General features: G+C 45.2%; 16 protein-coding genes and 2 pseudogenes. 10 read left to right on the plus strand and 8 right to left on the minus strand.

The features are described 5' to 3' along the window. Nucleotides 1-45: 45 nt before the first annotated feature. From coxB to AC0L66_RS22390, 4 genes are read left to right on the plus strand one after another with little or no spacing between them, the layout of a single operon-like run. Nucleotides 46-1218: a cytochrome c oxidase subunit II gene (coxB, locus tag AC0L66_RS22375; RefSeq protein WP_473569459.1), complete on the plus strand. Its 1173-nt coding sequence runs from the start codon at nt 46-48 to the stop codon at nt 1216-1218. Then, the gene (gene ctaD, locus AC0L66_RS22380) at nt 1218-2885 is read left to right on the plus strand and encodes a cytochrome c oxidase subunit I (RefSeq protein ID WP_473569461.1); all 1668 of its coding nucleotides are present in this window, start codon (nt 1218-1220) and stop codon (nt 2883-2885) included. The genes coxB and ctaD overlap by 1 nt, the downstream gene beginning before the upstream one ends. Before the next feature lie 15 nt (nt 2886-2900). Beyond that, nucleotides 2901-3596, plus strand: coding sequence for a cytochrome c oxidase assembly protein (locus tag AC0L66_RS22385; RefSeq protein WP_473569462.1), 696 nt, complete (start codon nt 2901-2903; stop codon nt 3594-3596). After that, nucleotides 3589-4470 carry a cytochrome c oxidase subunit 3 gene (locus AC0L66_RS22390; RefSeq protein WP_265677486.1) on the plus strand — a complete coding sequence of 294 codons (882 nt, stop codon included), beginning with the start codon at nt 3589-3591 and terminating at the stop codon, nt 4468-4470. The genes AC0L66_RS22385 and AC0L66_RS22390 overlap by 8 nt, the downstream gene beginning before the upstream one ends. Before the next feature lie 40 nt (nt 4471-4510). Here the strand turns inward: AC0L66_RS22390 and AC0L66_RS22395 are convergent, their stop codons facing one another. Beyond that, nucleotides 4511-4735 (minus strand): DUF2909 family protein, encoded by a 225-nt coding sequence (locus AC0L66_RS22395; RefSeq protein WP_265677489.1) that lies wholly within the window; start codon nt 4733-4735, stop codon nt 4511-4513. Nucleotides 4736-4748: 13 nt separating this feature from the next. Between AC0L66_RS22395 and AC0L66_RS22400 the strand changes: the two genes are divergently transcribed. The 4 genes and pseudogenes from AC0L66_RS22400 (at nt 4749) to cyoE (ending at nt 8443) form a co-directional block, all read left to right on the plus strand. After that, entirely contained in the window at nt 4749-5537 is a 789-nt protein-coding gene (locus tag AC0L66_RS22400) for an SURF1 family protein (protein ID WP_473569463.1), read from the plus strand. After that, nucleotides 5534-6154: a hypothetical protein gene (locus AC0L66_RS22405; RefSeq protein WP_473569464.1), complete on the plus strand. Its 621-nt coding sequence runs from the start codon at nt 5534-5536 to the stop codon at nt 6152-6154. The genes AC0L66_RS22400 and AC0L66_RS22405 overlap by 4 nt, the downstream gene beginning before the upstream one ends. Before the next feature lie 90 nt (nt 6155-6244). Continuing rightward, nucleotides 6245-7447 (plus strand): COX15/CtaA family protein, encoded by a 1203-nt coding sequence (locus tag AC0L66_RS22410; RefSeq protein ID WP_473569465.1) that lies wholly within the window; start codon nt 6245-6247, stop codon nt 7445-7447. Continuing rightward, nucleotides 7444-8443, plus strand: a pseudogene (gene cyoE / locus AC0L66_RS22415) (heme o synthase). Before AC0L66_RS22410 ends, cyoE begins: the two are co-directional and overlap by 4 nt. A gap of 54 nt (nt 8444-8497) precedes the next feature. On the opposite strand, the gene AC0L66_RS22420 reads toward cyoE, so the two are convergent. Genes AC0L66_RS22420 through AC0L66_RS22435 form a run of 4 tightly spaced genes read right to left on the minus strand, consistent with a single transcriptional unit; the run spans nt 8498 to nt 11802 of the window. Further along, complete coding sequence (locus AC0L66_RS22420) at nt 8498-9403, minus strand: amino acid ABC transporter permease (RefSeq protein WP_265677159.1); 906 nt, start codon at nt 9401-9403, stop codon at nt 8498-8500. Between the two features lie 3 nt (nt 9404-9406). Beyond that, nucleotides 9407-10231 carry a transporter substrate-binding domain-containing protein gene (locus AC0L66_RS22425; RefSeq protein WP_473569466.1) on the minus strand — a complete coding sequence of 275 codons (825 nt, stop codon included), beginning with the start codon at nt 10229-10231 and terminating at the stop codon, nt 9407-9409. A gap of 27 nt (nt 10232-10258) precedes the next feature. After that, the gene (locus AC0L66_RS22430; RefSeq protein WP_265677157.1) at nt 10259-11080 is read right to left on the minus strand and encodes an amino acid ABC transporter permease; all 822 of its coding nucleotides are present in this window, start codon (nt 11078-11080) and stop codon (nt 10259-10261) included. Continuing rightward, nucleotides 11080-11802: an amino acid ABC transporter ATP-binding protein gene (locus tag AC0L66_RS22435; protein WP_473569467.1), complete on the minus strand. Its 723-nt coding sequence runs from the start codon at nt 11800-11802 to the stop codon at nt 11080-11082. Before AC0L66_RS22435 ends, AC0L66_RS22430 begins: the two co-directional genes overlap by 1 nt. A 299-nt stretch (nt 11803-12101) precedes the next feature. Between AC0L66_RS22435 and hcp the strand changes: the two are divergent. Both hcp and AC0L66_RS22445 read left to right on the plus strand, forming a co-directional pair. Next, nucleotides 12102-13766 (plus strand): annotated as a pseudogene (hcp, locus tag AC0L66_RS22440) (hydroxylamine reductase). 89 nt (nt 13767-13855) lie between these two features. Continuing rightward, nucleotides 13856-14902, plus strand: coding sequence for an FAD-binding oxidoreductase (locus AC0L66_RS22445; RefSeq protein ID WP_473569469.1), 1047 nt, complete (start codon nt 13856-13858; stop codon nt 14900-14902). 137 nt (nt 14903-15039) lie between these two features. On the opposite strand, the gene AC0L66_RS22450 is transcribed toward AC0L66_RS22445, so the two are convergent. The 3 genes from AC0L66_RS22450 to AC0L66_RS22460 form a co-directional block, all read right to left on the minus strand. Further along, nucleotides 15040-15933: an SDR family oxidoreductase gene (locus AC0L66_RS22450; RefSeq protein ID WP_265677153.1), complete on the minus strand. Its 894-nt coding sequence runs from the start codon at nt 15931-15933 to the stop codon at nt 15040-15042. A 259-nt stretch (nt 15934-16192) separates the two neighbouring features. Next, nucleotides 16193-16540, minus strand: a complete 348-nt coding sequence (locus tag AC0L66_RS22455) for a hypothetical protein (protein ID WP_265677152.1) — start codon at nt 16538-16540, stop codon at nt 16193-16195. A gap of 177 nt (nt 16541-16717) precedes the next feature. Then, nucleotides 16718-17620: a LysR family transcriptional regulator gene (locus tag AC0L66_RS22460; RefSeq protein WP_473569470.1), complete on the minus strand. Its 903-nt coding sequence runs from the start codon at nt 17618-17620 to the stop codon at nt 16718-16720. Between the last annotated feature and the right edge of the window lie 5 nt (nt 17621-17625).

Below are 17625 nucleotides of genomic sequence, written 5' to 3' on the forward strand. Positions count from 1 at the left end.
GGGAACCGCATCAGGACAGATGTGGCTAGGCAAAGGAGAAATCTTTTGAAAAGATTGCTGCCCGTTTGCTCATGGATTGCTTTGGTGGCACTGCCCGCCAGCCAATCAGTGAGCGCTGAATCGAACAACTACAACCTCACCCGCGGGGTGACGGATATTAGCAATAAGGTTTATGACCTTCATATGCTTATCTTCTACATCTGTTGTGCCATTGCCTTCTTGGTCTTTGGTGTGATGTTCTATTCCATCCTCAAACACCGAAAATCTCAAGGCGCTGTTGCCGCTAATTTCCATGAAAGCACCAAGGTCGAAATTCTATGGACGGTGATCCCGGTCATTATTCTTATTGCCATGGCCATTCCTGCTACCAAGACGTTAATAGCGATGGAAGACACGTCTCAGTCAGATATAACGATAAAAATCACGGGTTCTCAATGGAAATGGCATTACGAGTATTTTGGTGAAGATGTTGGGTTCTATTCATTACTCGCAACTAGCCAAAAGCAGATAGATGGTATTGAAGAGAAAGGTGCCCACTATTTACTCGAGGTTGATAATGCGTTGGTGCTTCCAATCAATAAAAAGATTCGTTTTCTCATGACGTCGGATGATGTGATTCACTCATGGTGGGTGCCAGACTTTGCGGTTAAAAAAGATACGATACCTGGTTTCATTAATGAAGCATGGACCAAAATCGAACAGCCTGGTGTCTATCGCGGTCAATGTGCTGAGTTATGCGGTAAGGCACATGGATTCATGCCTATTGTTGTTCATGCGATGACGCAAGACGACTACGACGCGTGGTTAAGTGAGAAAAAACAAGAAATGGCTTTGGCGAAAGAAGAAGCCGAAAAATCGTTGGATGCAACCTTGTCTATGGAAACGTTGATGGCACTAGGAGAAGAGATTTACACCGCTCGTTGTGCTGTGTGTCATCAAGCAAACGGGCAGGGGATTACGGGCGCATTTCCTGCGATAGCGGGGAGTCCGGTAGCAACCACTGGAGAGGTATCAATGCACCTCGCAAAGATTGTTGATGGTGTCAATGGTACAGCGATGCAGTCGTTTGCTAATCAGCTAAGTGATAAAGAAATCGCGGCTGTCGTCACTTATCAGCGAAATGCCTGGGGAAATGACACGGGTGATATCGTGCAGGCATCGGACGTAAATGCGTACAAAAATCAAGGAATGGAGCCAGTTAGCTCCGAGGAGCAGTGATGAAGATGGATCCCATGGAAACAACAAAATCGTCAGCTGCGACAGATGCTGACTTGAGCCGTGCAGAAAGTGGCGCCGCCTCAGAGGGGCTATTACATGACGAGACTGAACATGATGAGCATCATGCGACCCCAACGGGTTGGGCGCGCTGGGTGTATTCCACGAATCATAAAGATATAGGGACTCTCTACCTTTGGTTTAGCTTCATCATGTTTTTGACGGGAGGCGCGATGGCAATGGTCATTCGCGCAGAATTATTCCAGCCCGGTTTGCAGTTGATTGATCCACATTTTTTCAATCAGATGACCACTGTTCATGGTTTAGTGATGGTGTTTGGTGCGGTGATGCCAGCCTTTACTGGGTTGGCGAACTGGATGATTCCTATGATGATAGGGGCGCCCGATATGGCGCTGCCTCGTATGAATAACCTAAGCTTTTGGATTCTGCCGTTTGCGTTCCTTATCCTTCTCTCTTCATTATTTATGCCCGGAGGTGGCCCCGACTTTGGGTGGACGTTCTACGCCCCATTGTCCACTACATATGGACCAGACAGTACCGCGTTGTTTGTCTTTTCTGTACACATCATGGGTATTAGCTCGATTATGGGTGCCATTAACGTCATCGTGACCATTTTCAATATGCGAGCGCCGGGTATGAAGTTAATGAAGATGCCGCTTTTTGTGTGGACATGGCTTATCACTGCGTTTTTGTTGATTGCCGTGATGCCCGTACTTGCGGGCGCGGTAACCATGATATTGACAGATAAGTACTTTGGTACCAGTTTCTTTGACGCGGCTGGTGGTGGTGACCCTGTCATGTTTCAGCACATATTCTGGTTCTTTGGACACCCAGAAGTTTACATTATGATTTTGCCATCATTCGGCATTATTTCCGCCATTGTTCCTGCGTTCAGTGGCAAGAAGCTATTCGGCTACCACTCGATGGTTTATGCCACATGCAGTATTGCTTTACTGTCATTTTTGGTTTGGGCGCATCATATGTTTACCACGGGAATGCCTGTGTTTGCTGAGCTGTTCTTTATGTATTGCACCATGCTGATTGCTGTCCCCACGGGTGTCAAAGTCTTTAACTGGGTCGCAACGATGTGGCGCGGGGCGTTGACCTTTGAAACGCCCATGCTATTTGCCATCGCCTTTATTATTTTATTTACCATTGGGGGCTTTTCGGGACTCATGTTGGCGATCGTGCCTGCGGACTTTCAGTATCACGATACCTATTTTGTGGTGGCGCACTTCCATTATGTGTTGGTAACTGGCGCGGTCTTCTCGATTATGGCGGCGGCTTATTACTGGTTGCCGAAGTGGACGGGTCATATGTATGACCATAAGTTAAGTTTGTGGCACTTTTGGTGTTCAGTTATTTCCGTCAACGTATTGTTTTTCCCTATGCATTTCTTAGGGTTAGCAGGGATGCCAAGAAGGATCCCTGATTATGCGATTCAGTTTGCTGATGTGAACCAAATAGTTTCAATTGGCGGCTTTGCCTTTGGTTTATCGCAACTTATCTTTCTGTGGTTGGTGATTAAGTGCATTCGCGGTGGTGAAAAAGCACAAGCTAAGCCATGGGAGCGTGCAGAGGGTCTTGAGTGGACGGTACCTAGTCCGGCACCGCACCACACATTTTCTACGCCACCACGCATTGATTAAAGGGCGGATCTTCTGATGGAAAGTAAACCCCAAGCATCAAATAAAAAACTGGTAGCCATACTATGCGCTGCGGTCATTGGTATGTTTGGATTTGGGTTTGCGCTTGTCCCTTTATACGATGTGATGTGCGACGTTTTGGGCATTAACGGCAAGACTAATACGGTATCGGCAGTTCAGCCTGTGGGTATGCAGGTTGATACATCAAGAACCATTCGTGTGGAGTTTATGGCGCACATTAATCCAGATATGCCTTGGGCGTTTACGCCACAGAAGGTGTTTATGAATGTCCACCCGGGTCAGGTGATCCAAACCGCTTATATGGCGACGAATAACGCAACGCAGCCATTGGTAGGACAAGCGGTTCCTTCAGTCTCTCCAGGTTTGGGTGCGGCGTACTTTAATAAAATAGAGTGTTTTTGCTTTAATCAACAGCCATTAGAAGCAAGCGCCCAAGCAGAAATGCCGCTTATTTTCTACATTGAGCCTGATGTGCCTGAGTCTATTCATACGCTGACTTTGTCATACACGCTTTTTAACATTACTAATACAATCAACATTACTAACACAACCAACATTACTAACACAACCAACATTACAAATGGCGCCAGTAATAGTGACTCTAACAGCGTTAACCAGCAGGATGTCGTTGATGTTAGTCAAAGCAGTACAGGCAGTAAAAGCGCATTTAACAGGGAGTTAAGCAATGAGTAAACCTCAATCTTATTACGTTCCAGCGCAAAGTAGCTGGCCAATTGTTGGCGCTATTGCGTTGTTCTTAGTGGCCGTTGGTGCGGGCTTAACGGTGCAACATTTAGAAGCAGGTGGGGCGGGTAGCGTTATTGGCAATGTGATTTTAGCGTTAGGCTTTATTATTTTGTTGTATATGTTGTCTGGTTGGTTTAGCAACGTCGTGACCGAGTCTTTATCAGGACTGTACTCTGAACAAATTACTCGCTCATTCAAGCAAGGGATGAGCTGGTTTATTTTTTCAGAAGTCATGTTCTTCGGGGCTTTTTTCGGTGCACTGTTTTACGCGCGAATGATTTCTGTGCCATGGCTCGGTGGGGCAGACAATAATGTCATGACCCATGAAGTGTTATGGCCAGCATTTGAAGCGATGTGGCCGTTGACTCTGACGCCCGGAGGGACAGAAACCGAAGCGATGCCGTGGCAGGGTTTACCGCTTAAAAATACCATTCTTCTGTTGCTGTCTTCTATTACCTTACATATGGCTCATGTCAGCTTAGAAAAAAACAAACGTACCGCACTGATTGTTTGGTTAGAAATTACCATCGTATTGGCGGTGTTCTTTCTCTATTTTCAAACCGTAGAATACGCGCATGCCTATCAAGATATGGGATTGACGCTGCAATCAGGCGTGTACGGTAATACCTTCTTCATGCTCACTGGGTTTCACGGTTTACACGTATGCTTGGGGACTATCTTTTTAATCGTATTACTGTTTCGAATTGCAAAGGATCACTTTACTCCCAAGAACCATTTCGCGTTTCAAGCGGGCAGTTGGTATTGGCATTTTGTCGATGTGGTGTGGTTGTGTTTGTTTGTATTTGTGTATGTGTTGTAGAACAACACGTTACAAGGTCGAAAGGGCTCGGCTTGAGGTTCTAATAGGGCCTCATATTGGGCACCAAAATACCGCTCTTAAGGGCAATAATCAGCAATATAACCACTATAGCGGAGAATAGTACGCGTCGTCCAAGGTAGTAGCTCATCGGTTTCTCAGAAGTTGTGTCGTCTTTTACCATTCGAATTAGAGCAAGGGCCAAGTTAAAAATAATGAAAAGTAGCAGCAGTACTAAAACAACTTTAAATACTAATGGGGTCAACATAAGCTCTCCTAGTATGCTGTCGGCTTGGTTTTGGACGGCGTTGATTTTAACTGTGGTCGTCTTTTCGTTATTGGTCAAATTGGGTTTCTGGCAATGGGAGCGTGGGTTAGAAAAACAAGATATTGAATCCATGCTTGCAGAACGAGCTCAGCAGCCACCCACATTACTGTCAGAACAGGATATTCCCACCGCGGTTAGCATGGCTAACGTTGATGCCGCTCAACATGAATATCGTGCTTTTCTTGGTTATCCCATATTGGCGAAGTTGCAACCTGAACCGATTCTATTTTATCTCGATAACCAAACGGTTGATGGCAAAGTTGGCTATTTGGTGTACCAACTCACGCAAGATTCTAGTGGTCGCCGCATCATGCTTGAATTAGGTTTCGCTCCAGTGATGGGCAATCGAGATGCGCTGCCTTATATCTCACCCTTTACGGGCCATGTGCAAGTGACGGGACGTTTATATCAGAAGCAACCGAATCCATTAGGAAATGCGCTGTATTTAGAAACGTTACCGATGTTGCAAGAGGTTAACGCGAGCACATATAAAACTTATAGAATTCAGAACTTGAATTTAGCTGACATGGCTGAATGGTTGACCCAACCTTTACTTGGTTGGGTCATCCAGCCCACAGACGGGTCAACGGGTAATGTGCATCCTTGGAAGCCGATATCAATGAATTCTAACAAGCACTTTGGTTATTCATTGCAATGGTTTTCTATGGCGGCGGTGTTTGCATTCATTATGCTTGCTGTCGCCAGAAGATCGTTCAAATCATCTCGCAAGGAGGCGTCATGAGCGAAGAGAACACGTTACAACACCAAAATAAAAACACGCCACATTCGCTAAGAAAGCACAACGACTCGGGGACAAATCGTCGTGCTCAGTGGAAAGGTAGGCTGACCCTACTTGTGCTTATTTTATTCTTTGCCCTGCCTTTTATTTTCGCCAAAACGATTTTGTCTAATCATTGGTATCAATCTGGCGTTACCAACCACGGAGTGCTTGTTGAGCCAAGAGTTACCCTTGGAGATCTTGGCGTAAATAATCCGTTGCAACACGAAAGCTGGCAACTTGGCTATATGCTTCCAAGCGTTTGCCAAGCCGCGTGTCAAAATCGTTTATACGTGTTAGGGCAAACCTATATTGCATTGGGGCGTCACCAAGAGCGCGTGACGCCAGTTGTTTATGTATTACCCGGTCAAAGGGTGCCTGAATTACCTGACTCGGTGATGATGATAGAGGTGACTGATCAATTTGTCAGTGCAGTTCCAAAGGAAGGGTATGTGATTGTCGATACATTAGGACAGCTCGTCATGTCTTTTGAGGCGGCGACTGCTGAGAATGAAGCATCACACAGTAAAGGAGTGCTAACGGATTTACGTAAGCTACTTAAATTGTCACGTGTGGGGTAAAGCATTGATGTGACTTAATGGTTGGTTCATTTGCTAAAAAGCTCACGTTTCGCCGCATGGAAGCAGAAAGTGAGATAACAAGGAGTCGCTATGAAATTGATTCATCTAATCAGATTGAGTTTAGTACTGACTGTGATTGTCATTGCGATGGGGGCCTATACTCGGTTGGCGGATGCGGGGCTTGGGTGTCCGGATTGGCCAGGGTGTTACGGACAGTTGACCGTGCCTACGGATAAAGTGGAAGTGCAAGTGGCTAACACGCTATATCCCGAAAGGGCTGTGGAGCAAGACAAGGCTTGGCTAGAAATGATACATCGCTACTTAGCGGGTGGTTTAGGGTTACTGGTATTTATGATTACCGTGACTGGCATTGTCAAAGAACGCCGCAGAATGGGCTTGTTACTACCGTTATCCTTGTCGGTTGTTATCATTTTTCAAGCAGCACTGGGCATGTGGACGGTGACACTGAAACTCATGCCAATTATTGTAATGGGGCACTTACTGGGCGGCTTTACCATGTTTTCACTGCTGTTTTTTAGTTATCTACGGTTACGACCTAGTGTTGAAATCGATAGACGAAAAGAACAAGCAAGCGCCAATGACCTTTCGGCATCACCCCAACGCCAGCCTTTCCAACCTAAAGTTGTTACACCGAACCAAACATTAGTGACAGCGCCGATTTCGAGAAAGTTTTCTGAACTTGGATTACCTCGTTCACTGAAGTCTTTAGCCGTAGTTGCGCTCGCGTTAACCATTATTCAGATCATGCTCGGTGGATGGACGTCGTCAAATTACGCAGCGGTGGTGTGCACAAGCTTACCAATATGTGAAGGGCAGTGGTTTGAGTCCTTGGACTTTATCACGGCCTTTACACCCGTGCATTTTGGGGTAGAAAACTATGAGTTTGGGGTTTTAGATTATGCAGCACGCATGACCATTCATGTTACACATCGTATAGGCGCAATGTTAGTGACGGTTGTTGTGGGAGTACTGATTTATCAATTAATGCGCCAGCCACACAGTGCCTTGAAGCGCCTCGGTAAAGCATTAGCGACAATGTTAGTGATGCAATTGCTACTTGGTGTGAGCAATGTCGTGTTTCATTTACCATTAGGCGTTGCAGTGCTTCATAACTTAGGAGCGGCGTTGCTTCTATTAACGTTGATTAAGACGAATTATGTCATCCGCACAATGCGAGTGACCACGCTTACCAAGCCTACGTTTAGTGTTATCGAATCTTATGATGAGATTTCGCCCGAAAAAGTATCTAGAGACAAGGAGAGATCTCTATGAACAAAGTAACGACTGTATCCACAGCGGCTGTATCCACAGCGGTAGTATCCACAACGGCTTCGACCACACAGGCTGGTGGCGTTTCGCTTAACCCTTCTCGTAGTGCACCAGTTAAAACTGTCGCGGATCACCAAGTTGACTGGAGAGTCTACCTTACGCTCACCAAGCCTAAAGTGGTGGCGCTCATGATCCTGACTGCACTGGTTGGGATGTGTTTAGCGGTTCCGGGGGCATTACCATTGCAACAAACGGTCATGGGGTTGCTGGGTATTGCATTGATGGCGGGTTCAGCCGCAGCGTTTAATCACCTAATTGATCGCCGAATTGATGGAATTATGGCTCGTACCCATAAACGCCCACTGCCATCGGGTGAGTTGAGCGTACTTAAGGTGTCGGTGTTTGCCTCAGGGATTGGGGTTGCGGGTTTCGTCATTCTCGCGGCAACCGTCAATTGGTTGACCGCGTGGCTTACGTTTGCAAGTTTATTGGGTTATGCGGTGGTATATACCTTATATTTGAAACGCGCAACCCCACAAAATATCGTGATTGCAGGGATCGCGGGGGCAATGCCCCCTTTACTTGGATGGACAGCTGTCACTCTATGAGCTTCATGCGAATGCGTGGTTATTGGTCATGATTATCTTTATTTGGACACCACCACACTTTTGGGCATTGGCGATTCATAGAAAGGACGATTACGCTAAAGCAGACATTCCAATGCTACCAGTGACCCATGGTGTCGAGTATACGAAAACTTCTATTTTGCTTTATACCATTTTATTGGCGTTAGTGTGCTTAATGCCAGCATTAGTGGGAATGACAGGGCTGCTTTATCTCATAGGCTCAACAGGTTTGAGTGCTGGATTCATTTACTATGCGTGGAAATTAAAATACGCTGCGAATAACAAAACCGCGATCGAAACCTTTAAGTTTTCAATCATTCACTTGATGGTGTTGTTTGTTGTTCTGCTGGTGGATCATTATTTGCCTATTTAATGAGAGGTATGGACGGTTATATCGGTAACTAAAGGTCTTTGCTATTCTCCACACCTAAGGATGGTGTCGTGATTCAAGGCGTTTAAATAGCAGTGAAAGTGATAAGCACAAAATGAAGTAACATAAGCCAACAATCAGCCATATTTCGAAGATGAGACCGGAAGAGTTAGCGATTTCGGTGCCAACAAATGTCATTTCTTGTATCGAGATTAAAGAAACGATCGAGGTGTCTTTTACTAAAGAAATGGCCTGTCCTGCAAGAGCTGGACTTATCATGGTTAAGACTTGCGGGGCAATCACGTCTTTATATTGGCCCCAAGTCGACAGCCCTAGTGTCTTACCTGCTTCCCATTGTCCTTTTGGTATTGCCGCCAATCCAGAACGGACAATTTCGGCCACATACGCTGAGGACAGTAACCCAATGCAAACAACCCCAGACAGTAAGTTCTCCCATAATCGACTAGGACCAAACAGAAAAGACTGAATACCATTAATTGATCCTGAATGTTCTCTTAGAATTTCGGTTAGTCCGAGTAATGGAATGAGTTGATTAGAAACAAAAAAGTAAAAAATAAAGATGAATACGAGTGGTGGTATATTCCTGACTAACTGAATGAATAAGTTTGCAGGAATCGCAAATGCTCTAATCGCTGAGTGTTTGGCCAGTCCGAGTAATGTCCCTAGCGATAATGCTAGCAACATTCCCCATAGACTGAGTCGAAGTGTTGAAAGAATGCCTTGAACAAAATAGGGCAGACTGCCATCTGCCCTTGGAGTGAAAACCAACGCGAATGCTTCGTGCCATCTCCACTGGTAGTGAATACCAATAGATGAACGGTAACCAAGCCATACGACTAACATCGCTACTAGTGTTAATAGCACTACATCGAGTGTATTTAGGCGCCAACGTTGTAAACGTGGCTGCTGAGGCTTGGTTGAAAGCGCGTCGGGATTGCTCATTCTTTATTGTCCAGTTGCGACTTGGTTTTGCCAGTCGAGGGTAGAGAACCAGTATTCATAGCGCTCTTTTAACCAGCCATCATCCGTTCGGGCTTGGATCCATTGATCAAAAAACGCAGTTTTGTCGTCTTCACCTAAACGCACAGCGAAAGCTTCGTTGCCTTTAGAGAGACGGTCGTCAAACGGGATAAAGAGAGCGTTTGAGTTTTTCACTGCCTCATGTTCAGGTTTTGGGCTAGAGGCAATAACAGCATGAGCATTGCCATTAAGCACTTCTTGGAATGCTTGAGCGTCGTCATCGAATTGAAGAACTTTAGCTTTAGGGAAGGTTTCGCGCGCAACCTGTACAGTATAAGCGCCTCGACGAGCTGCTATTTTAACGCGTCGTGAGTTAAAGTCTTCAATGGTGGAGAATCCGGCAGCAAGTTTTTTGCTTGCCGCAATTTGTACGCCAGAATGTGAGTATGGTTGCGTGAAGAGCACGCTTTTAGAGCGCTCAGGTGTAATGGACATGCCACCAATGATGACATCAAATTTTTGTGATAATAGTGCTGGAATGATACCGTCCCATGCGGTTGGAACAAATTCAACTTTCCAGCCAGAATCTGCCGCTAATCGTTTTGCCACATCAATTTCAAAGCCGACGAGATCCCCTTGCTTGTCGCGCATTGCCCATGGAACGAAGGTAGACATACCAACGCGTAATGTACCTCTTTCATTAATTTTGTCGAGGTTTGGTGTATCGCTAGCATAAGCGCTAATGGATGCGCTTAGCCCCAAAAGCAGAACCGCCGCGGCCTTGGTTACTGTCGTTAATGTCCTTTTCATCGTGTGGCTCCTTGAGTACAAATGAGGTTAGGTCGTTTTTTCGGTGTTTAGTCTATGCTCTAGCCAAGCTGAAACAGCCGATAGCGAGAGTGTTAATACCAAATAAATAGCCGCAACGGTAAACCATATTTCAAACGGCATCGCGGTTTCGGAAACAATATTTCGCCCTTCGGTAGTAAGGTCAAAAATCGCCATGACACTAACAATAGAAGAGTTTTTAATCAGTGATACAACCTCATTGGTGAGCGGCGGCAGAGTGCGGCGCACGACTTGAGGTAATATCACATCGTAATAGGTGAAAAATGGTGATAGCCCGACGCTTCGGCACGCTTCTTTTTGGCCCTTGGGAATACTCATTAACCCCGCTCGGAGTATCTCTGCCGTGTACGCGCCTTGAAATAGTGCGAGTGCGAGTACAGCTGTAAAGAAGCGGTCGAGCCCAATGATTGGGCCGAAAACGAAGTAAAGTAGGTAGATTTGTACCAGCAGAGGGGTATTTCGAATCCCCTCAACGTAGCAGTGCGCAATACCTCTTCCCACAATAGAATCTGAACGCTTTAGTAGGGCTGTGACTAAACCAAATATGAGGGTGAAGATCAGCGCCACGGCGCTAATTTGTATGGTTACTAACAACCCATCAAGTAGCTCGGCAGGCCACCATGTTCCATCTTCATAAAAGGCGAGGTAATGCGGCACTCGTTCCCATTGCCAATGGTATCCCATGTTTTGAGCACCGCTATCTAGCAGCCAAATTAGGCCAAAGATAATGATGGCTATTTGTAATAGTGCTGAAGCGACTGGCTTAATGATGGTTACCAGAGCTGATTGAGATGCTGCTTTTGATGTCATCAATGGTTAAGGATCTTATCTAAAAATGCTTTGGTACGAGGGTGAGCGGGAGCGTCAAAGATAGTACTAGGTGAGGCTGATTCGATAATACGACCTTCATCCATAAAAACCACTTTATCAGCGACTCGCTTAGCAAACCCCATTTCGTGAGTGACACAAAGCATTGTCATCCCTTCTTCTGCAAGCTCTATCATCACATTTAGCACTTCACTAATCATTTCAGGGTCGAGCGCGGAAGTGGGTTCATCAAACAACAATATGGTGGGCTTCATACATAGCGAGCGAGCAATTGCGACGCGTTGCTGTTGCCCTCCAGAAAGCTGAGATGGGTACTTGTGTGCCTGATCGGCTATTTTGACTCGGGCGAGCATTTCGAGCCCACGTTCATTTGCGGCGGCTTTTGATAGCTTGAGTGTGCGAATAGGCGCTAACGTGAGGTTTTCAAGTACGGTTAGGTGTGGAAATAGGTTGAAATGCTGAAACACCATCCCGACTTGTCCCGGGGCAATATTCTTGGCGTTATTAGGGTGGCCAAGTACGGTAATAGCACCACTATTGTGCTGTTCTAGCCCGTTAACACAGCGAATGAGCGTCGATTTTCCAGAGCCAGACGGTCCGCAAATAACGACAATTTCACCTTGTTTAACGTTTAAATTGATACCGTTGAGCGCTTGGAATTCACCAAACCATTTATCGACATTGTCAAAGACTACTGCGTTCACTAAAATTCATTTTCTTGTTATTTTTTCTTACCTTACCAACAACGGTAACGGCGAACAATCCTTTAAACCTTGTTGATAGATTAAATATCATGTCATTTAGACATAATGATGTTTATTTGTGTGCGGTAAGTGGTAGTCTAAATGACACGTTTTAATTGTGGATTTGTTGTTAAATCTAATATAATTCAAGTGGTTATATTTTTTGCTCTTTTGGCACGGTAAGTGCAATTACCCAGTAGTTAATAAATGGCTTTGGCTATGCACCAGAGCAAGGAATTGAAAACACTGGAGTTCTAAATATGTTCTGTATTCAATGCGAACAAACCATCCAAACCCCTGTATCTAAGGGTTGTTCATACTCTCAAGGCATGTGTGGCAAAACATCAGAAGTGTCTGATCTGCAAGATGTATTGGTCTATACGTTACAAGGTGTCTCTTTTTGGGCAGAGCAAGGCCGCAAAGTTGGCATTATTGATCAAGAGATTGATCAATGGGCACCTCGTGCATTTTTCTCAACATTGACCAACGTAAACTTCGATCCTGAGCGTATTATTGAACTCGCAAACCTAGCCGCGACTTATAAGCAACGACTGCAAGAGCAAGTTACGGCAGCTGCAACCCTGCAAGACATTCAACTTGATGCTTTGTCGTCAGCGGCATTATTTGACTTACCTACGTCAAAAGAAACGTTGTTGGCGTTTGCACCAACAGCGGCGGTAAACCGTGGTCACGATAGCTTACATGAAGATGTTATTGGGCTGCGTTTGTTGTGTCTTTATGGCTTAAAAGGGGCGGCGGCTTATCTAGAGCACGCTCGAGTGCTGTCGCAAACCGATGAGGCGGTCTACGCGGAATACCATCAAATTATGTCTTGGTTAGGTACGGACCCGACAGAGCTCGAAGCCTTACTCAACACCTCCATGCAGATTGGTTTAATGAACTACAAAATCATGGAAATGCTGGATAAAGGTGAAACCGACACCTTTGGCCATCCAGAGCCAAGCCAAGTAAATGTGAAGACCATTCAAGGCAAATGTATTCTAGTCTCTGGACATGACCTACATGATTTGGAAAAAATCTTGCAACAAACCGAAGGGAAAGGCATCAACGTTTATACCAACGGTGAAATGCTCCCTGCCCATGCTTATCCAGAGCTTAAAAAATACCCTCATCTAGCTGCAGTAACTACGGCAGTGCTTGGCAAAATCAGCAAAAAGAATTTGCTAACTTCCCAGGCGCTATTGTTATGACGTCCAATTGCCTACTGAACCCAGATGTTGGTCAATACGCTGATCGTCTGTTTACCCGTAGCATTGTCGGCTGGCCTGGTGTCGTGCATCTTGAAGGGGATGACTTCAGTGCTGTAATCGACTGCGCACTTGCATTAGAGGGCTTTAAGCATAACGAAATTGAGCACATGATTACGGTTGGATTTGGTCGTAATGCGCTGATGCAAGCCGCGCCTGCTGTGGTTGAACAAGTGAAAGCGGGGGCGATTAAACATTTCTTCCTAGTGGGCGGTTGTGATGGTGATAAATCTGAACGCAGTTATTACACGGACTTTACGGCTCAAGCGCCAGATGACAGCGTTATTCTGACGTTGGCTTGTGGTAAATTCCGCTTCAATAAGAATGAATTTGGTGACATCAATGGCATTCCTCGTCTTTTGGATGTAGGCCAATGTAATGATGCCTATTCAGCAATTCAACTTGCTCTCGCGCTCGCAGATGAGTTTGATTGTGGGATTAACGAGTTGCCATTAACGCTTGTGCTGTCTTGGTTTGAGCAAAAAGCGATTGTGATTTTGCTAACCCTGTTTGCTCTAGGCGTTAAAGGCATCTATACCGCACCCAACGGCCCCGGCTTTCCTAACCGATAACCTACTGAAAATCATGCAAGACAAGTTTGATATGCGTGGTATTACAACGGTTGAAGAAGATCTTAAAACTATTTTAGCGGCGTAGTGAATGACGAGCTTCATTTGTTCGCAATGTTGTTAAGTAAAATGGCAATGGTGCTTTAGGGCGCTATTGCCAATTGTTAGGAGAGTAATATGGCATGGTCTCAGTCAGGGGCAGTGGCGCTTACGTGCACGAAGAAATGGTTTGAAACACCAGATTCGGTCACATTTGAGTTGTCGCCAAATCGTCATGATGTAACGTTTCAGTTCAAGCCTGGTCAGTTTTCATCATTAGGCTTTGATATCGAGGGTAACAAGCACTTTCGCGCGTATTCAATAAGTTCGAAGCCTGGGGACAGCAGTTTACGTTTTACGGTGAAACGTGTATTGAATGGCTTAGTGTCAAATCACGTTGTAGAGCAATTAGAGGTCGGTCAACGGGTTGAGGCAATGACACCCGTAGGTCAGTTCAACAATGTGGATTGTATACCTCAAGAGAAGGTGCTGATGATTAGCGCCGGATGTGGTATTACCCCAGTGATGTCAATGGTCGATGATTGGTTGGCCAATAACGCGCATGTAGACATTGAATTTTTGCATTTAGCGAAAAGCAAGCAAGATACTATCTATTTCAATAAAATCAGTGAATTGAATGATACGATTGATAACTTCAATCTTAAGATGTTGCTCGAAGATAGCAGTGGCACCGAGTATCCACAGGGTGTAATTAGCCTAGAGTGGCTGCTAAAATTAGTGGCAGACTTTCACGATCGCACGATTTATTTGTGCGGACCTACCGGGTTCATGGAAGTGGTTAAGTCGGCATTGGAGCAAGCGGATTTCGATATGTCTCATTTCCATCAAGAGAGCTTTACTCCAGCGGAACCGCAGCATATTACCGACGGTACGGCAACAGACGTAACCCAAGATGTTACCTCAGTTAAGGTCATGGTTCCTGATTTTGGCGTAGAGTTGGACGCTGAAGCGGGCAGTTTACTATTGGATGCTTTGGAAAAAGGCGGGGTTCCTGTTATTGCGGCATGTCGCAGCGGCATATGCGGTTCTTGTAAATGTAAGGTGAAAGTAGGACAAGTGCAGTCTTCAAGTACGGAAACATTAACGGCAGCAGACGTAGAGAATGGCTTTGTACTAGCGTGTTCTAGCCAAATCAAGACAGATGTTGAAGTGGCGCTAAACTAATGTCGGTGTTGGGCTAAACTGTGATGGTAGGTGGTGATTATCACCACCTTTCTAATTAGTCGTTCTTATTCGCATCGATTGTTTGTATGGTTTGCCTGCAGCAGCGTTGTGAGCATGAGGTCACGTTGAATCTAATGTTAGCGACTAGGCTCACTGCTGGGTTGACTATGCAAGCTCTCAAAATGGGCGCGCAATGTTTGTGTACCATAGGTTGGTGCGACCATATTCATAGCCATTACCGTCATAAAAAACTCGAGAGGGCCGCTGGCGTATTTTGGTGTTAGATGACGAGCAGACCAAAGCGCACTTTTTCGAATCCATTCTGGGATGTAGCGAATGCGCGCCTGCTTACCTAGCACATCAAAGGCAATATCTACCATTTCTTTGTGGCTCAACACTTCCGGTCCCCCCACTGCGATTTCGTCCACGTTGGTTGTGATAGCATCAACACATACAGTGGCTAAATCTGCACCGTGTATGGGATTGCTGCGAAACCCACCATCGCCGAATAAATAGGCTTTACTCTTTTGTGCCATATGAAATATTTCACTTAGGTCAGAAAAGAAACCTGTAGGGCGGATAATACAGTATTCTAGCCCTGATAATTTGAGTTCCGAGACAAACTTTTCTTTCGCGCGGCAAATCGCTACATCTTGCAGTTGTTCTCCTCGAAATACTGACACATAAATGAATTTTTTGACGCCAGCTGCTTTTGCTTCACGCAGTAAATTGAGGTTGCCTTGATAGTCGACTTCGTCGTAGGACAACTTATCCGTTTGGCGAGTAATGCCAATGACAGAAATAACGACATCGGTATTGATACAGATGCCGTGCAACGTTTCTGGCTCAGTCACCTCTGCTTGAATAATCTGCTCTGGGAGTATGTGTTGTTGACTAAGTTTCTGTTGACAAAGCTTCTTTGGGCTACGTACTAATGCTTTTAAGGTCATCCCTCTCGCGGCCACTTCGTTAACAATATGCTGACCGAGATAGCCAGTCGCACCTGCGATTAGAACGTTTGTCGTTAACATAAAATCCAGTCCTTATTTGTGTTAGGCCAGCAAAATAACACTCTGTCGTCTCCCCACTTCCATATGGTACTTTTGTGATTGTACGATAATCGAATGATAACGTGAAATAACCAGTGACGGATAAACGAAACGTAACGATTAGTAATAAGGTTAAGCTGATAAGTGATAAGTGATAAGTGATAGGTGATAGTTCAAGAAGGTTCAGTGAGAGTGTTAGGTCGGCTGTCAATAACGGATGCTATGGTACTCTTGATGTCAATCATTCCACAATCAGCGGGAAAAAGAGGCGAGTCGTAATGGTCATCATAAGCGTGACGATGTAAATAGCATGTCTTGTTAGCAACCTTTTGCTCGGGCTTGAAAGGACAAGATAGACCTGGAAATTGTAGAGCAGGCTGGTAAGAAAAAGCAGGAGTGGAAGCTCTATGAGATTCCCAAGACTTTGCTGCCCAAAACCAAAAGCTGCGAGTGATGACCAGCATGCGATGATCCAAATGGGAAGTAAGGTATCGGCTAGATGGAGCTGTTGACTCTGATAAGCTTTATATCCAGCAAACCCTGTCAATAAAACGTAGCTGAGTAAGCAGGCAACAAATAAAACAATCAAGGCGAGACTCCAAGTGAACCAGAACACTTATTATTGCATAGAGCTTCGCCAGTAATTGCGTGGAATTGTATAGAAAATGTATGAGGAAATATCATAGTATTTGGTTGATAAATCGCGCTTCGCTTAGACATATTGAGGGTCTAACGGTAATGTTTAAGCGAACGACCTGTTGTGACTTTACAACACGCTTTGCTCGCTTTCATTCGACTGTGCCAGTCGGGATTTAATGTAATCAAGAAATAGCTTGGTTCTGGTATGTTCATAATCCAGTGCGGGGTAATAGGCGTACACGGTGGAATCCTCAGCTTGTATCTCGGGTAGGATCCGAGTCAGTGCGCCAGATTTAACATCCTCTTTGATCATAATATCGTTACTAATTAGTACTCCCATCCCGCTTTTTGCGGCGAAAAAAAGCGCCTCTGGGTTAGTGGTCGCAAAGTTACCTGATAACATGACTCTTTGATTTTTGTTTATTTTGTACTCTCTTTGTGGGCGCTCACCCCATATCAGAATGTTATGTTGTTTCAACTCTTCTATTGATGTGGGCTCTCCGTGTTGCGATAAGTATGAAGGAGCGGCATAAAAGCCAATTCTTTGTTCGAACAGTTTGGTCTGCTTCATACTCAAAGAGTTCATTTGCTCAATTTCACGGCTAATAAACACATCGAGATTGGAGTCGGGCAGTTGTCCCGGAGCGGTGGTAGTGAGTTGGATACGAATTTCAGGGTATTGAGTGAGGAAATCATTAAAGTACTGAACAAGAAACTTCGACCCTACCGCGATAGTGGCGCCAATTCTTAACAGCCCTGCTGGTGTTTGATTGACCGAGCGAGTCTCATCGATGATCGATTGAAATCGGTCCATTGAGTCCTTTGCACGTTGATAAAACAGCGCACCCGCTTCCGTTTGTGTCACGGATCGGGTCGTGCGTTTAAGCAGTTGGACACCGATAATCTCTTCTAGCCAATGAATACGCTTACTAATTGCTGAGTTTGTTGTGTTCATGCGTCTAGCTGCGCCATTGAAACTGCCTTCTTCGACGACTTTGATGTAACTATTGATGCTTTGAATCCAATCCATATGCG

The organism is Vibrio sp. GJ43-1 (genome assembly GCF_055808835.1).

Coding starts and splice junctions, on each gene's coding strand:
- ctaD (WP_473569461.1), top strand. CDS start 1,218: ATGAAGATGGATCCCATGGAAACAACAAAATCGTCAGCTGCGACAGAT.
- AC0L66_RS22385 (WP_473569462.1), top strand. CDS start 2,901: ATGGAAAGTAAACCCCAAGCATCAAATAAAAAACTGGTAGCCATACTA.
- AC0L66_RS22390 (WP_265677486.1), top strand. CDS start 3,589: ATGAGTAAACCTCAATCTTATTACGTTCCAGCGCAAAGTAGCTGGCCA.
- AC0L66_RS22395 (WP_265677489.1), bottom strand. CDS start 4,735: ATGTTGACCCCATTAGTATTTAAAGTTGTTTTAGTACTGCTGCTACTT.
- AC0L66_RS22400 (WP_473569463.1), top strand. CDS start 4,749: ATGCTGTCGGCTTGGTTTTGGACGGCGTTGATTTTAACTGTGGTCGTC.
- AC0L66_RS22405 (WP_473569464.1), top strand. CDS start 5,534: ATGAGCGAAGAGAACACGTTACAACACCAAAATAAAAACACGCCACAT.
- AC0L66_RS22410 (WP_473569465.1), top strand. CDS start 6,245: ATGAAATTGATTCATCTAATCAGATTGAGTTTAGTACTGACTGTGATT.
- AC0L66_RS22420 (WP_265677159.1), bottom strand. CDS start 9,403: ATGAGCAATCCCGACGCGCTTTCAACCAAGCCTCAGCAGCCACGTTTA.
- AC0L66_RS22425 (WP_473569466.1), bottom strand. CDS start 10,231: ATGAAAAGGACATTAACGACAGTAACCAAGGCCGCGGCGGTTCTGCTT.
- AC0L66_RS22430 (WP_265677157.1), bottom strand. CDS start 11,080: ATGACATCAAAAGCAGCATCTCAATCAGCTCTGGTAACCATCATTAAG.
- AC0L66_RS22445 (WP_473569469.1), top strand. CDS start 13,856: ATGGCATGGTCTCAGTCAGGGGCAGTGGCGCTTACGTGCACGAAGAAA.
- AC0L66_RS22450 (WP_265677153.1), bottom strand. CDS start 15,933: ATGTTAACGACAAACGTTCTAATCGCAGGTGCGACTGGCTATCTCGGT.
- AC0L66_RS22460 (WP_473569470.1), bottom strand. CDS start 17,620: ATGGATTGGATTCAAAGCATCAATAGTTACATCAAAGTCGTCGAAGAA.